The sequence below is a fragment of the Streptococcus australis genome (assembly GCF_003943615.1).
GTDB classification, from domain to species: domain Bacteria; phylum Bacillota; class Bacilli; order Lactobacillales; family Streptococcaceae; genus Streptococcus; species Streptococcus australis_C.
In genome coordinates this window covers 1-15036 of sequence record NZ_RJPZ01000003.1, presented here as the reverse complement: position 1 = coordinate 15036, position 15036 = coordinate 1, and the positions used below count along the sequence as shown (strand labels likewise).

The following is a 15036-nucleotide window of genomic DNA, read 5'->3' as shown; positions in this document are numbered from 1 at the left end:
GTTTTATTATACCACAAGCAAAGTGGGCTACTTCAAATGTTTCACCAGATATGGCAATTGTGTTATACTAGTTTCATGGAAAAAAACGATATTGTTTACGGCGTTCATGCCGTCACAGAAGCACTGATCGCAAATACAGGAAATAAATTGTATATCCAGGACGATTTGCGAGGAAAGAATGTAGAAAAAATCAAGGATCTGGCTGCAGATAAGAAGGTGTCCATTTCTTGGACCCCTAAGAAAACCTTGCAAGAAATGACAGAAGGAGCTGTCCACCAAGGCTTTGTCTTGAGAGTTTCAGAATTTGCCTATACGGACTTGAATGATATCTTGGCCCAGGTAGCTGATCAAGACAATCCCTTGCTCTTGATTTTGGATGGCTTGACCGATCCCCATAACTTAGGATCCATTCTCCGAACAGCTGATGCTACCCAGGTGGCTGGAATCATCATTCCCAAGCACCGTGCTGTTGGGGTGACACCTGTTGTCGCCAAGACCTCAACTGGAGCAGTAGAGCATGTCCCTATTGCTCGAGTGACCAACCTTAGCCAAACCTTGGATAAGCTCAAAGAAGCAGGTTTTTGGATCTTTGGGACCGATATGAATGGAACGCCTTCTCACAAATGGAATACCAGTGGGAAGTTGGCCCTCATCATTGGAAACGAAGGAAAGGGCATTTCGTCCAATATTAAAAAGCAAGTGGATGAAATGATTACGATTCCGATGCAGGGGCATGTCCAAAGTCTGAATGCTAGTGTCGCAGCAGCAATCCTCATGTATGAGGTCTTTCGCAATAAATTATAATAGAAGAAATCAAAGGAAGGGGGCAATCCATGAAAGAAAAGATTTTGTTAGTGGACGGCTACAACATGATTGCCTTCTGGCAGGAGACCCGGCAGCTCTTTAAGAAAAGTGAGCTCGATGCTGCACGAACGATCCTCCTAGAGAAGCTAAGTCACTATGCTAGCTTTGAAGGCATTCGCGTGATTTGTGTCTTTGATGCCCAATACATGCCAGGGATTCGCCAGACCTATGAAGAATTTCAGGTCCAAGTGGTCTTCACTGCAGAGGAGGAGACCGCCGATGACTACATTGAACGCTTGGCAGCAGAGCTCAATACACCCCTCCACCAAGTATCAGTCGCGACGAGTGACTTGAATGAGCAATGGACGGTCTTTGCTCAAGGAGCACTTCGGGTGTCGGCACGTGAGCTAGAGAAGAGAGTCGCCGTTGTCAAAGCCGACTTGAACCAGGCGCGAGGAGCTGTCAACGATCAAAAACCACCGATACGGCCTACGTCAACTACAAAAAGAGATGGGAGCAAGTAAATGACCTTTAAAATTTTAACAGATTCAACTGCAGATTTAGATGAAACATGGGCAAAGGAGCATGATGTAGAGATCGTCGGTTTGTCGATCCAAATCGATGGTACTCATTATGAGACAGTAGGTCCAGATAAACTGACCAGCCCCCAATTATTAGCAGAGATGCAAAAGGGTGCTAAACCAACGACCAGTCAGGTCAATGTTGGGCAATTCCAAGAGATTTTCAAAGGCTACGCTCAACGCAAGGAAAATCTCCTCTATATCGCCTTTTCTTCAGTTTTGTCAGGGACCTACCAGAGTGCGGTCATGGCAAGAGACTTGGTCCTTGAAGACTACCCAGAAGCTGTCATCGAAATCATCGATCCAAAAGCTGCAGGGATTGGAGAAGGCTACTTGTCTATGCTAGCAGTTGAGGCGCGTGATACCGGTAAGAGTTTGGATCAAGTTAAGGAAGAACTGCTGGAAATCGCTCCTAAGTTGCGGACCTATTTCTTGGTGGATGATCTCTACCATCTTATGCGCGGGGGACGCCTTTCTAAGAGTTCAGCCATCGTCGGAAGTTTGGTCAATATCAAACCCCTTCTTTGGATTGATGAAGAAGGCAAGTTAGCTCCAATCGCTAAGGTACGTGGACGTAAAAAAGCTATGCGGGAAATGCTTTCTCTGATCCAGGAAGATATCGGTCACAGCACAGCCTTGGTTTCCTATACAGATGATTTGGCAGGAGCAGAGGAGCTCAAGGATCAATTGTTGGAGAATCCAGCTATCTCCCAAGTCTTGATCATGCCACTAGGTCCCGTCATTGCTGCTCACGTCGGTCCTAATTCTCTCATCGGCTTTGTTATAGGAAAAGAAAATCGCAAATAATTTTTTAAATTGGTTGACTTTTATCTTAAAAATTTGATACAATAGTAGGCGGTATTGTTTACCCCATTTGTAAGGCCCCGGAACCTTTCAAATAACTTGCGGACCGGAACATCCGCCCTGTAAACAAAAACGATATTCATAATAGGAGAAATCATGAACAAAACTACATTCATGGCTAAACCAGGCCAAGTAGAACGCAAATGGTACGTTGTTGACGCAACTGATGTACCTCTTGGACGCCTTTCAGCAGTTGTTGCAAGCGTGCTTCGCGGAAAAAACAAACCAACATTCACACCTCACACTGATACAGGTGACTTCGTAATCGTTATCAATGCTGAAAAAGTTAAATTGACTGGTAAAAAAGCAACTGATAAGATCTACTACACTCACTCAAACCACCCAGGTGGATTGAAATCAATCTCTGCTGGTGAACTTCGTTCTAAAAATGCAGTTCGTTTGATTGAGAAATCAGTTAAAGGTATGCTTCCACACAATACTCTTGGCCGCGCTCAAGGTATGAAATTGAAAGTATTCGTTGGAGCTGAGCACACTCACGCTGCACAACAACCAGAAGTTCTTGATATTTCAGGACTTATCTAAGGAAAGGAACAATAAAGTATGTCACAAGCACAATATGCAGGTACTGGACGTCGTAAAAACGCTGTTGCACGCGTTCGCCTTGTTCCAGGAACTGGTAAAATCACTGTTAACAAAAAAGATGTTGAAGAGTACATCCCACACGCTGACCTTCGTCTTGTAATCAACCAACCATTCGCAGTTACTTCAACTGCAGGTTCATACGACGTTTTCGTTAACGTTGTAGGTGGTGGATACGCTGGTCAAGCAGGAGCAATCCGTCACGGTATCGCTCGTGCCCTTCTTCAAGTAGACCCAGACTTCCGCGATTCATTGAAACGCGCAGGACTTCTTACACGTGACTCACGTAAAGTTGAGCGTAAGAAACCAGGTCTTAAGAAAGCTCGTAAAGCATCACAATTCTCAAAACGTTAATCAATACGATTATATCAACGTTTACAGACATTCAAGAATTATTTCTTGGATGTCTTTTTTGTTTCAAAAAATCAAAGTTCACCCCAAAATTCACCCCATATTCACCCCATCAATTTTTTAAACTACGAAAAGCAATATCACCTACAGTCTGATTGACTTTATCTTTGATATTAACGTAAGTTTTTGTAATCTCTTTATCACTATGAGTAAGAGCTTCTGAGAAGGCTTCAAGAGAAACACCTGCTTGTTTAGCAAGAGTAGCACCAGTATGTCTTAGTTTGTGTGGTGATGCTGGTGCTAATTCGGGATGTCTTCGTCTGACTGATTTCATCTTGATAAAACTTAAAATTTTTCTAATTATAACGAAGCATAGTCAAAAAGCTATGACCTCTATATTCACAAAAAAATCCAGACCAATACTAGTCCAGATTTCTTGTCTATTAAACATTCTTTTCAAAGAATGGAAGAACGGCTGTAACGGCTTTGTCAACGCAATTATTTAACTGTGAGAATCCGACGCACATAAATTTTAAATGGCGTCTCAGTCACATTTAAATTTATGAGACGCTTAGACGTTAGGCTTTCAATTTGTCAAATTTTGCTTTGACATTTGCCTTGAATTCTTCAAGTTTAGCCTTGCGTTCGGCTTTACGTTCAGCCTTCATTTGTGCACGTGCCTGGTTGTAGAGGTCTTCTTGGACTTGCAGAGCTGCTTCGATTTCGGCTACGACGGTTGCTACATCCCAACGCACGATTTGGGTGTCGTACTTGGTGAAGTAAGCATCGATGACTGCTTCGTTGTTTTCTTGCACCAAGGCGACAACGGCTGTTTCGCCGTCGATCAATTTTTGAGACACAACGTCAATCAAGCCAGCTTCTGCCGTATCAACGGTATCACCAGCAGCCAAACCATAGAGGCTGCCAATACCATAACCAAACAAGACGCCGATAGGACCACCCAAAAGCCCGATAACTGCACCGAGCAAGCCACCTTCTAGGGTTGCATCCGTCGTTGAATCTTCAAAGTCATAGCGTTCTTTTTCAACGATGTGACCGTTTTCATTTTTGACCAAGGCGATTTGAGCAACCTTGGTCGTCTGAGTTTGGCGGAAAGCCTTCAAATCCGCAAAGGACTGATAAGCTTCGCTTTCAGTGTTAAAGACTGAAACTACTAGGTTTTCCATAGTTAGTACCTCTTTTCTAAATATATACGTTCATTATAATACAGTTTCAATCACTTTTCAATCATTTTAGTGCGACATTTTAATTGATATGTCGCGTTTATCAGCGTCAAAGAACAGTTTCAGGCAGCGGTATATCTTTGCCATATCCCAGCCCAGACACTCTGGCGACTCTGAGTGATTATCAAGAAAGGCGTCCAGCAACATCTTAAAGCCTCCCGTGCAAAAAGTAAATAAATAGTGTTTTTCCTGTATGCCTGTCACACGGCTAAAAGACCGCTTGACCAAATCTTCCAGAAAATTATAGCAGATATTATGTACCAGCTCTGTGTAGCGAGTCTGATGAGCGTGCCGAATCACATCGACACTTTTATAGAATCTGCCAACTGTTTCCTTATGGTCGAATCCTTGAAAGAAGTCGCTTTATTCGTCGGTCAAGACAATTAATTTGGCTGGTGCAACTGATTCGCCAAGCTATGAACAAGCAATTATTACCTTTTGAAAGCAAAAATGGCAATTATGAAGGTGAAGCTACTCAGGTCTTAGTTCTTCTATCCAATTACTATGCAGACAAAAAACTATTTGATGAAAATACAGATGAATATGGAAATATCTTGATTTTAAAGGATTCATCCATCATTTCTAAATTATCGGCTATCCCAGATTTATTAAAAAGGGGATCTAGTAGGTAACAATAATATCGAATATATCAAAGTACGCAATATTAGGATTTCTTCAGAGGTTGAGTTAGAGTCAGATGTTGATGGGGATAAGTCGGATAATCTGCCAATAGATATAAAAATACTAGAAAACAGGCTTGAAAAAGGCTCGTAAAGCTAGCCAGTTCTCTAAACGTTAATTCGTTGCTGGACAGCAGAATACAAACGAAAACACTTTGCATCTTGCAAGGTGTTTTTTTCTATGAGAACTGGCGGTGCGCAATTAGGATAGCTCTAGCGACTTTAGTCGCATAGAGATATGCTATGCACAGTTGCCTCAAGAAAACAATGCTTCTTGGTCCACCCTGTTAGACAAGCTTCAAAACCAAGGAATCCAACAGGTTTCTCTTGTAGTTACAGATGGCTTTAAGGGGCTTGAGCAGATTATCAGTCAGGCTTACCCATTAGCTAAACAACAATGTTGCTTAATTCATATTAGTCGAAATCTAGCTAGTAAAGTGAAACGGGCAGATAGAGCGGTTATTCTGGGGCAATTTATAATGATTTATCGTGCTGAAAATTTAGAAATGGCAGGACAAGCTTTAGAGGACTTTCTCGCCGAATGGAAACCAAAGTATAGGAAAGTCATGGAAAGTCTGGAGAAGACGGATAATCTTTTAACTTTTTATCAGTTTCCCTACCAGATTTGGCACAGCATGTATTCGACAAACCTCATTGAGTCTCTTAACAAAGAAATCAAACGTCAAACGAAAAAGAAGGTTCTTTTTCCTAATGAGGAGGCTCTGGAACGTTACTTAGTTACGTTGTTTGAAGATTATAATTTCAAGCGAAGTCAACGAATCCATAAAGGGTTTGGTCAATGTTCTGATACACTTGAAAGCTTATTTAATTAACACTCCGTAACTCTACTTAAGTGTTTACACATAATTATTGACAGTATCAAAAAATAAAGTATATTGTTTTCATCATAATATAATTAGATATCAGTATAGAGAATTTTATCTATATATCAGATATCAGCAATTGCTTTTGCTGTCATTTTTCGCTACAATAGTTACAAGGAGGAAATAAACATGTTAAAAGAAGTATTAAACGTCGCAAAAGTTGCGAAAAAATCATCTCTCTTCTTAGGAGGGGTAGCATTTGGGACGCTTGGCTTGAAAGTCTTAGCAAGTAAAGAAGCTAAGAAAGGCTATTCTAAGGCCTTGGCTAAAGCTTACAAATTGAAAGATGGACTGGATGCATCTGTTTCTGTTGTAAAACAACACGGTGATGATGTTTTACAAGACGCTAAATATTTATACGAACAGGAAAAGAAAGAAGAACAATTAGATAGCCTGACAGGTGAATAATATGTCTTTTAAAGTGCTACACAGAGGATATCAACATATCCGATTATCGTCCTCGTTTTCACTGACCTTGGATATTCAAGATTATCTTCGTTCCTTGGCTAAAGATGAAAAAGGGATCGACTCTATTCAGTTTTATATGGATCAGCAGCACTTTACTCTACGTATGAAAGAAGGCTTCTCTGTATTAGAAAATGCAGAGGCCTTTTTAAAAAAAATTGACAAGGGGAAAGTTTCGGACTTGATGACTCTTCCCATTCGTAGAGAAGAGAGTGCTTATTCAATTGTATCGGGTGCAGCGATTAAGCGTTTGCTGTTTCGAAGTTTTGTACCCTACCCTATTCGTTATATTTGGACTTGTTATCAGGCTTTGGGTTATGTCAAAGAAGCCTATCAAACTTTAGCGCGCAAGGAACTAACCATGGAGGTCTTGGACTGTTCGGCCATTTTGTTGTCCTTGTTTATGAACCAATCCAAGACAGCTAGCAACATCATGTTTATGCTTGATTTGGGTAATCATCTGGATCAGTGGTCTTTAAAAAAAACAGCAACAGATTTGGAACAAAGCCTTCTTGCTAAAGAAAGTGATGTTTTCTTAGTGCGGGGAGACATGGTCATCAGCATCAAGAGTTCTGATGTTCAAGTAGGTGATGTATTAGTTGTCTCCCAAGGGAATGAAATCTTGTTTGACGGCCAAGTGGTTTCAGGATTAGGCATGGTCAATGAGAGTTCCTTGACTGGAGAGAGCTTCCCTGTTGAAAAGAAAGAGGGAGATTCTGTATGTGCGAATACTGTTTTGGAAACAGGAGAGTTAAGAATTCGTGTGACTGATAATCAGATAAACAGTCGTATTTTGCAACTCATCAATCTGATGAAAAAATCTGAAGAGAGTAAGAAGACAAAACAACGTCATTTTATTAGGATGGCAGACAAGGTTGTAAAATATAACTTCTTAGGTGCTGGTTTGACTTATCTGTTAACAGGTTCGTTTTCAAAAGCCATTTCCTTTTTATTGGTGGATTTTTCATGTGCTCTAAAAATATCCACACCTGTAGCCTACCTTACGGCCATAAAGGAAGGTCTAAATCGAGAAATGGTTATTAAAGATGGTGATGTATTAGAAAAATATCTGGAAGTGGATACTTTCTTGTTTGATAAAACGGGTACCATCACGACGAGTTATCCTTTGGTTGAAAAGGTTCTTCCTTTCGGAGATTATACTGAGAAAGATATTTTAAGAATAAGTGCATGTTTGGAGGAACATATCTATCATCCTATTGCCAATGCAATTGTTAAACAAGCTGAAATTGAAGGCATTGAACACGAAGAAATGCATGGCAAGCTTCAGTATGTTGCAAGCAAAGGGATTAAATCGCAAATTGATGGTCAATCGGTTGTCATTGGAAATTATGTACTAATGCAAGACGAACAGGTAAGAATTAGTTCTGAGCAGCTGGCCTTGATTGAGCAATATAAGACTCATTACAATTTATTGTTTTTGGCTTATAAGAAAGAATTAATTGGGATGTTTTGTATCCACACTCCCTTGAGAAGCGAGGCGAAAGCTGCATTGAAAAAGCTAAAACGCCAAGGGAAAAAACTGATTCTGGCAACTGGTGATACGTTGGCTAGAACAGAAGAGTTGGTTAAAGATCTGCCATTTGACAACGTTTATACTGATTTAAAACCAGATGGTAAGTTTCAGTTGGTTCAGGAATTACAGAAAGCTGGCCGAACTATTTTGATGGTTGGAGACGGGTTAAACGACTCTGCTGCCTTGACGCTTGCAGATATTGGGGTTGTGATGAATGAAAGTGCTGATATTTCTAAGCAGATGAGTGATATTTTATTATTAGATAATCGTTTAGATTTCTTCGAGGAATTGAATTCTTTATCTGAATCGTTGCAGAAATTAATTCAAAGAAATATTCAAGAAACAGTTGTAATAAATGGAAGTTTAATTGGATTTGGGTTGTTAAATTGGTTAAGCCCATCTAATCTTTCGATATTGCACAATCTGACTACTTTAAGAATCGTCCTTCGTAGTCTTTCTATTAAAAGTAGGTAAGAGACCGAGAAGCTGAGGTTATAAAAACTAAAAGGAGTTGTCTCATTTGAGAATAACGGCTCTTTGTCAACTGTAGTGGGTTGATGGAAAATTATACCCTGGAGAGGACCAAATTGGTTCTCTCCTTTTTGATGTTCAATGCAATGAGGATTCTAGTTTTGAAGTTTTAAAGTTCCGGAAGCCAAAAGCATTTCGTTTGTTGATCTTGATGAGGTTATTAGTAGCTTCTAGTTTTGCGTTTGAGTAGGGCGGTTCTAGTGCATTTATGATCTTGCCCTTATCTTTCAAAAAGGTCTTAAAAACAGTTTGAAAAATAGGATTTACACAAGAAATTGTTTCTTCAATAAGCTCAAAGAGATGGTCTGCTTGCTTGTATCGACTCTGTATTTTTGGATTTCTCCCTTATCTTATGCAAGTAGCGAGTTGATTGCACGAACCTCTCCAACCATTTGGGATGTTCTCATTGCTATTGCTGGTGGGATAGCAGGTGTCATTGGTTCAAGAAAAAAAGAAGCAAACAATATCGTGCCAGGAGTAGCCATTGCAACAGCTTTGATGCTACCTATCTGTACTGCAGGCTATGGTTTAGCTAATGGAAATGTACGATTTTTATTTGGGGCTCTCTATCTTTTCTTGATTAACTGTGTCTTTATCATGCTAACCAACATTGTTGGAACAAGAATTTTGATGAGAAAATCTCCTTTAAGTTCATTTAAAGAGCTAAACATTAAAATGAAAATTGGCTTGATATCCTTGATTGTATTATTGGTTCTTCCAGCCAGTTATTCAGCAGTCACTCTGACGATAGATCAAGCGCGAAAAGAAGGGATCAAACAGTTTGTAGGAAAAGAGTTCGCCAATCATACAGTCATTAATCAAGTCTACAGGTCAAGGAATAATGAATTGGTCTTGACGGTTGTTGGAGATCCAATTTCAGAAGAAGAATTAGAAACCATTCGCCAAAAACAAGCCTCTTACGGTATTCAATCTGTTCAATTGAAAGTCAATCAAGTCCATAATTCGACAAAATTAGATAGTGAGACGACCAAGGAATTTTACGAAAACATTGACAAGTATATCGATCAAAAACTCTCTGAAAAAGATTCACAAAACGATCTCGTAAAAGAAAATGAAGCAGACAAGGATTGAGGACGATGAACTGAATAGGTTTTTATGCCGTGTTTTTCTTGTTTGTTCTTCTTTCTTACCTATAACGAAATAAAATTGATGAATACGAGATTTTTCTTTAGATGAAAGAAAGTACATAGAAGTTAGGGGTAGTATAAATGAGTAAAGTATTTTACTGCAAATTCAATTTATAAAAAAACAACCAGAAAGAAAATATTAATTTTGCGGTCTTTCTTTCTGGTTGTTTTCTGATAACGGAGGTTTGCTCAAATGCTATAAGAAATAAATTAGGAGGTCTATCATCTAAAAAAATGTATGTAACAAAAAATAATTTAACTAATGGTGTGAACTTTTTAGTATTTATCAGCTCAATTCATGTATTTTTAGGATAAAGTTCACACTATTTAAATGAAATATATTCAAATTAGATGAAATTGTTCTTTCTGAAAACGTGGGTAAACATTGATTTTAAGCCCATCTTGAAACTTATTCAAATAGAAATGTTTCCAACCAGGCTTGAAAAAGGCCCGTAAAGCGTCACAATTTAGTAAACGTTAAAACTTATTTACATTTATTAAAAGCATTTCGTATCAAAAATACGAGATGCTTTTTTTCTAGCTTAATTTTACAAATTGGATTTTGAAGGACACAATGGACCTATTTTCAAGTTGATAACGACTACAAATTTGTTCTGGAGACCATGAAGATTGTAATCGCTCTTTAATTTCCTACTTCAATTCACAGGAGTCTAACTCGATTTTCTTCCCTTCTGCTTCGCCAATTGTTCATTGTGTGTTTGTGCTGCTTGTGCAGAGTAAGTGTCATTACCACACTTAATTCTCTTGAGAAGGTTGATTTGTGAACGCCTAATTTTCTAGCTATTTGGCAGGGTTTGAGACCTAATTCTAGGTAAGTCTCTATCTTAATTCGCTCAATTATGGTAATATGATAGTAGCTTATAGATTTCTCCCGTGTTCTGTTTAGTGTGGTTACTTACAGTTTACACGAGATTGGGCTCTATGAGTTTTTTGTTGCACTATATTTTACCATTTATCAAATATAAAAAAGTAAGCTCAGAAAATCTCTGATCTTATTCTCATATCTCTCCAAACAACTTCCGTAAAATTTTCGGTGTGATACGTTGTCCTGACCCTACGTAAGTATAGGCGTGCAGGTACATGGCAGGATTGAAGTTGAGTTCGATACAGGTGCAATTTGGTAGCTCCTTACTAGCAGGCTTGGTGTAGTCTGGGATAATCAAATCGACTCCACAGGCCCAAGCCCCCATAGCAGTCGCCATATCGGCAGCTAGTTGTTTGTAACTCTCGCCCATCTGGTCAGTCATGTCAATGGAGTCGCCTCCAGTTGAGATATTAGAATTACCACGCAGAAAGGTTTGGCTACCTTTAGGCAAGACTGTATCAGGTGTGTAACCCTGCTGTTCCAACATGAGTAATTCAATATCACCCAGATTGATGATTTCAAGAGGTGAGCGATGGTCGCGACCACGCAGAGGGTCTTGGTTTTTCTTTTCGACTAATTCTCGGATGCTTGAGCTTCCGTCGCCTACGACATTGGCCGCAACGCGGAGCACGACAGCCTCGCATTTTCCATCCAAGATAAAGAAACGGTACTCGGTCCCTGCCACAAACTCCTCGACTAGCACATGGCTATCTTCCGAAAAGGCGATGTCTAGGGCTTTTTCATAGCCAGAAAGGCTTGTTGACTCTTGGAAGATGGAAATGCCCAGACCGAAGTTGGTGGATTTGGGTTTGACAACAATAGCAGAGTTGGCTATTTGTCCGTAGTACCGCAAGGCATCGTCCTTGTTAGCAAATTCTGCTCCCGCAGGTACTGGAAAACCAGCCTTGTCCAAAATCTTTTTGGTCACAACCTTATTAGCCATGGCCAGTGGAATTACGTAGTTATCTTTGGATGTCATGTTGCTATTTTTAATGTACTCCACATGGTCACCATGCCAGAGTTTGAGAAATTGGTCTTCCTCATCTAAAATTTCTACGTTCAAGCCCAGCTGAATGGCGTCAAAGAGAATCATTTGGGTGGAGAGTTCCATGTTTTCATAGCCTTTGAGGGCATAAGGTGCTGTCCAAGCATAGTCATGAAAGGCTTGTCCTTGTTGTTGGCCAAATTTTTCAAGGGACCCTTCTTCAACCTGCTCTGCTATTTTTCCAGAAAGGGTCAAACGTGGATCAAGAAGAGAGGCCTCCACCTTAGTGATAAGCTGGCTATAATAGTCATCCAGTCCAAAGTGAGCGACGATGTCCTTCATGGCTGTCACGATAGGTTTAGGGTCAGCCTCTTTAGGAAGTGGTGTGTGGGGATGGCTGAGAGCGATTTGGTTGTTGAGAGTAGCAGCTACTGCCAATTCTTCGTCGACTTGCTCCATGTCGTCTAGCCACAAGAGTGCGAGTGCAAAGAGGTGGGTGGTGTCTAGTGTTTCTTGGCTGATTGCCAGTGGCTCAAAGGGGTTGAGGTCAAAGTTGCGGAACTCTAGATAGGAGATGCCCTTAGTCAAAAAGTCCCGGCTAGTCTTAGCACCGCGTAAACGGATGGCAGAGTAAAATTCTTTTTCAGAGGACAGTTGCCCAGATCCAACAGCGTTTTCGATGTCGGTCACGTATTGCTCCAGTGAAGAGAAGGAAATGTGAACATCGGGGGCATTGACATAGCCGTAGTTGGAGTTACGAATCGACCGCACGCAACCAATTTCATCTGTCAAAAACCCTTTTTCTGCTAGCGGGCTTGCTCCGTAAAGGTAGGTCAAGAGCCAGCGATAACACAAGAAGTTCTGAGCTAACTTGAGATAGAGGGCATTCTTGAAGGTCAGTAAATCGTCATAGTCACTGACTTCAAAGAGCTGCTGGGTCAGATCTTTGCCGAGTTCAAAATTATAGTGAATTCCAGATATGGACTGGAGCAATTTGCCGTAGCGTTCTGCCAAACCAACTCGGTATTGATACTCGTAGTCACTTTCCAACTGGGCAATCTGAATCTCTTCTTCTACAATCACAGGTGGCATGGATAAAGGCCAAAGATATTCTGACTTATCCATTGAGCGAATAGCCACATCGGTGATGGCCCCGAGGAAGCGACGAGCTTCCGTGGTCGACTGTGCTACCGGTGTAATGAGCTCTAGTTGAGGTTCGCTATAATCTGTCTGGATATAGGGATGGAAACTGCGAGAACCCAATTTTTCAGGGTGTGGCGTTTGAGCGACACGGCCTTCAGTATTGATTCGTAGAGATTCGCGCTCCAGACCAAAGGTAGCTTGTAAGATGGGAGTATTTGGGGATAATTTTTGAAATACGTTTGATAGGTTCATGATTGGGCCTCGAAATAACTAGTTTCTCTATTATTTTATCAGTTTGTTAAATAAACTCAACTTTCTGCTACGGAGATGGAGAAGGAAATGCTCAGACGAATTGACTATTTACTTGCATTAAATATAAGCAAAAGCATTAGTAGAAGTATTGAAACTACACCTAATAGTTTTTTCCCCACACTCAATCTCTCATTTCTGTCTTTTTTTCGTAGACAGTTATAAAGTCGATCAGAATAAACCTTGTAAGTGTATAAGTTAATTCTTACAGACCTAAACTATTCCCCTATTTAAAAAATAATGATTCATATTTTATGAAATTAATTAGTAGATATAGTTCTGAAAAGCCGTTATATTACGCTGTTTTTAGTCCAACTGAAATCCATACTTTCCAAACCAGGCTTGAAAAAAGCTCGTAAAGCATCACAATTTAGTAAACGTTAAAACTTATTTAAACTTATTGAAAGCATTTCGTATCAAAAATACGGGATGCTTTTTCTGTTCACCCCAAATTTTTGTAACTAGGTGATACTTGAAATTAATACAAATTTGGTTGTTTTTGATAAATCTAAGCAACACTAAATGATGAAGTGAAAGGGGATGAATCTTTGATAGTATTCATTTATTGTGAAATATGATATATTTATTAATTAGATGGATGAATACTTCTAGAGTTAAATATAGCATAATAGGGACAGACTTTTTGGTTTATTTTTGTTTGTAGTCGGATTATGAAAGAATATCCAATATTATGCGATAAGATAGAATGTTACAAAAAAGAAAGGGGATGCAATCCGATGAAGAAAGACAGATTAATTGTATTGACAGATGCTGTTCTAGCAATTATTATGACCATCTTGATTTTAGAGTTAGAAAAACCAACAACACCAAGTCTTGAAGCTTTTTGGGATTTACGGCAAAATTTCTTTGCTTGTTTTCTTTCCTTTTTCTGGTTGGGATCGTTATGGATGGCACTAAACACATTATGGGAAAAGGTTGAGAAAATTTCCTCAGAAATTATTTGGTGGAATTTGTTTCTACTCTTGGAGCGGCAGGAGTTCTCTTTGGAGAATTTCATGCCATCCAAGATACCAGTCTGAATGATGTGGTGGACCGGATCTATATAAATGTCAAGGATTTACCGTTTCAGTCCTTGGGAGCTTTAGCTAATATCCTGTCTGATGTTAAGAAGGGACTGATTCAAGACAGTCATATCTGGTCTTTCTTCCAGTCATTTTTCAAACAATATCAGTTGATAATCAGCTTAAATCAGATCTATCAGTTTGTCTATCTTTCTCTGATGGAGATCATGTCCTATCTTCACTTTGATTATTGGAAAAAACGGCTCGGTCAGGAGCTAGTATGAATAAGGAGAACAAATGAGACGTTTAAAAATGTTATGGCATATTATACAGGTTACGGGTTTTACTCGGTTTGCTCTGAGTTTTGTGACCTTTGTTTTTGGGTCAGGAGGCGTGCTTTTCCTAGTTGAACCTGCTATCACAAATTACGGAGACGGTCTTTGGTATGCTTTTGTGACTTCGACGACTGTCGGCTACGGGGATCTCCTAGCTGTGACCTTGATTGGAAGGATTACCAGTGTCTTCTTGACGATTTATGGGCTCATATTTTTTGGCTGTTTATCAGCTGTTATTATTAATTATTATACCGATTTAAATAAGGAAAGAGGAGAGGACAAATGACTGCCAATTATTCAACACGGGAATACCGTGAGAAATTATACGATGACCTTCATGTTCGATTGAGAGATACAGCGATTTTGATGTGTGCAATTTTTATTGCCTCTATCGGTCTAAATATGAATTCAACAGCTGTTATTATTGGAGCCATGCTGATTTCCCCTCTTATGACACCGATTATTGGACTGGGGTTTGGTTTAGCTATTTTTGATACGCGTTTAATCAAGCAATCTCTAGGGGTTTTATTTACTCAAGTATTGGTCAGTTTGCTTGTCTCGACTCTATATTTCTGGATTTCTCCCTTATCTTATGCAAGTAGCGAATTGATTGCACGAACCTCTCCAACCATTTGGGATGTTCTCATTGCTATTGCGGGTGGGATAGCAG

At 39.7% G+C, this 15036-nt stretch carries 14 protein-coding genes and 6 pseudogenes; 15 read left to right on the top strand and 5 right to left on the bottom strand.

The features are described 5' to 3' along the window. The first annotated feature begins 75 nt into the window (after positions 1-75). The 5 genes from rlmB (at position 76) to rpsI (ending at position 3203) form a co-directional block, all read left to right on the top strand. On the top strand, positions 76-804 hold the full coding sequence (gene rlmB / locus D8785_RS03765; RefSeq protein WP_125374537.1) for a 23S rRNA (guanosine(2251)-2'-O)-methyltransferase RlmB: 729 nt from the start codon (positions 76-78) through the stop codon (positions 802-804). Positions 805-833: 29 nt separating this feature from the next. Further along, complete coding sequence (locus tag D8785_RS03760; protein WP_125374536.1) at positions 834-1328, top strand: NYN domain-containing protein; 495 nt, start codon at positions 834-836, stop codon at positions 1326-1328. Continuing rightward, complete coding sequence (locus tag D8785_RS03755; protein WP_125374535.1) at positions 1329-2192, top strand: DegV family protein; 864 nt, start codon at positions 1329-1331, stop codon at positions 2190-2192. Positions 2193-2345: 153 nt separating this feature from the next. Beyond that, complete coding sequence (gene rplM / locus D8785_RS03750; RefSeq protein ID WP_002876943.1) at positions 2346-2792, top strand: 50S ribosomal protein L13; 447 nt, start codon at positions 2346-2348, stop codon at positions 2790-2792. A gap of 18 nt (positions 2793-2810) precedes the next feature. Further along, positions 2811-3203, top strand: a complete 393-nt coding sequence (gene rpsI, locus D8785_RS03745; RefSeq protein WP_002893764.1) for a 30S ribosomal protein S9 — start codon at positions 2811-2813, stop codon at positions 3201-3203. A 109-nt stretch (positions 3204-3312) separates the two neighbouring features. Here the strand turns inward: rpsI and D8785_RS03735 are convergent, their stop codons facing one another. Both D8785_RS03735 and D8785_RS03730 read right to left on the bottom strand, forming a co-directional pair. Beyond that, positions 3313-3534: a tyrosine-type recombinase/integrase gene (locus tag D8785_RS03735; protein WP_002893762.1), complete on the bottom strand. Its 222-nt coding sequence runs from the start codon at positions 3532-3534 to the stop codon at positions 3313-3315. 244 nt (positions 3535-3778) lie between these two features. Then, positions 3779-4387: a DUF1269 domain-containing protein gene (locus D8785_RS03730; RefSeq protein WP_002893760.1), complete on the bottom strand. Its 609-nt coding sequence runs from the start codon at positions 4385-4387 to the stop codon at positions 3779-3781. 350 nt (positions 4388-4737) lie between these two features. Between D8785_RS03730 and D8785_RS09735 the strand changes: the two are divergent. The 5 genes and pseudogenes from D8785_RS09735 to D8785_RS03710 form a co-directional block, all read left to right on the top strand. After that, positions 4738-4881, top strand: a pseudogene (locus D8785_RS09735) (IS982 family transposase); the annotation flags it as partial. Positions 4882-4884: 3 nt separating this feature from the next. Continuing rightward, positions 4885-5218 (top strand): annotated as a pseudogene (locus D8785_RS09850) (diacylglycerol/lipid kinase family protein); the annotation flags it as partial. 148 nt (positions 5219-5366) lie between these two features. Further along, positions 5367-5957: pseudogene (locus D8785_RS03720) on the top strand (IS256 family transposase); the annotation flags it as partial. 180 nt (positions 5958-6137) lie between these two features. Further along, a complete protein-coding gene (locus tag D8785_RS03715) occupies positions 6138-6416 on the top strand; it encodes a DUF6110 family protein (RefSeq protein WP_002893755.1) in 279 nt (92 codons plus the stop codon). Position 6417: 1 nt separating this feature from the next. After that, positions 6418-8481: a heavy metal translocating P-type ATPase gene (locus tag D8785_RS03710; protein ID WP_125374534.1), complete on the top strand. Its 2064-nt coding sequence runs from the start codon at positions 6418-6420 to the stop codon at positions 8479-8481. 91 nt (positions 8482-8572) lie between these two features. Here the strand turns inward: D8785_RS03710 and D8785_RS03705 are convergent. Further along, positions 8573-8853: pseudogene (locus tag D8785_RS03705) on the bottom strand (transposase); the annotation flags it as partial. On the opposite strand from D8785_RS03705, the pseudogene D8785_RS03700 reads away from it, so the two are divergent. Then, a pseudogene (locus D8785_RS03700) lies at positions 8839-9630 on the top strand (DUF389 domain-containing protein); the annotation flags it as partial. The pseudogenes D8785_RS03705 and D8785_RS03700 sit on opposite strands and share 15 nt — an antisense overlap. Before the next feature lie 617 nt (positions 9631-10247). Here D8785_RS03700 and D8785_RS09910 read toward each other — a convergent pair. Beyond that, positions 10248-10569 (bottom strand): annotated as a pseudogene (locus D8785_RS09910) (transposase); the annotation flags it as partial. 136 nt (positions 10570-10705) lie between these two features. Then, a complete protein-coding gene (gshAB, locus tag D8785_RS03690; protein ID WP_125374533.1) occupies positions 10706-12952 on the bottom strand; it encodes a bifunctional glutamate--cysteine ligase GshA/glutathione synthetase GshB in 2247 nt (748 codons plus the stop codon). Between the two features lie 794 nt (positions 12953-13746). On the opposite strand from gshAB, the gene D8785_RS03680 reads away from it, so the two are divergent. The 4 genes from D8785_RS03680 to D8785_RS03665 all read left to right on the top strand — a co-directional run. Further along, positions 13747-14049 carry a TMEM175 family protein gene (locus tag D8785_RS03680; RefSeq protein ID WP_004240734.1) on the top strand — a complete coding sequence of 101 codons (303 nt, stop codon included), beginning with the start codon at positions 13747-13749 and terminating at the stop codon, positions 14047-14049. Beyond that, positions 13974-14315, top strand: coding sequence for a hypothetical protein (locus D8785_RS03675; protein ID WP_000397556.1), 342 nt, complete (start codon positions 13974-13976; stop codon positions 14313-14315). Before D8785_RS03680 ends, D8785_RS03675 begins: the two co-directional genes overlap by 76 nt. Positions 14316-14328: 13 nt before the next feature. Continuing rightward, positions 14329-14652: a potassium channel family protein gene (locus tag D8785_RS03670; protein WP_001253404.1), complete on the top strand. Its 324-nt coding sequence runs from the start codon at positions 14329-14331 to the stop codon at positions 14650-14652. Next, positions 14649-15036 (top strand): DUF389 domain-containing protein (locus D8785_RS03665; protein ID WP_142999348.1); only part of this gene is annotated, 388 nt, incomplete at its 3' end. The genes D8785_RS03670 and D8785_RS03665, both read left to right, overlap by 4 nt.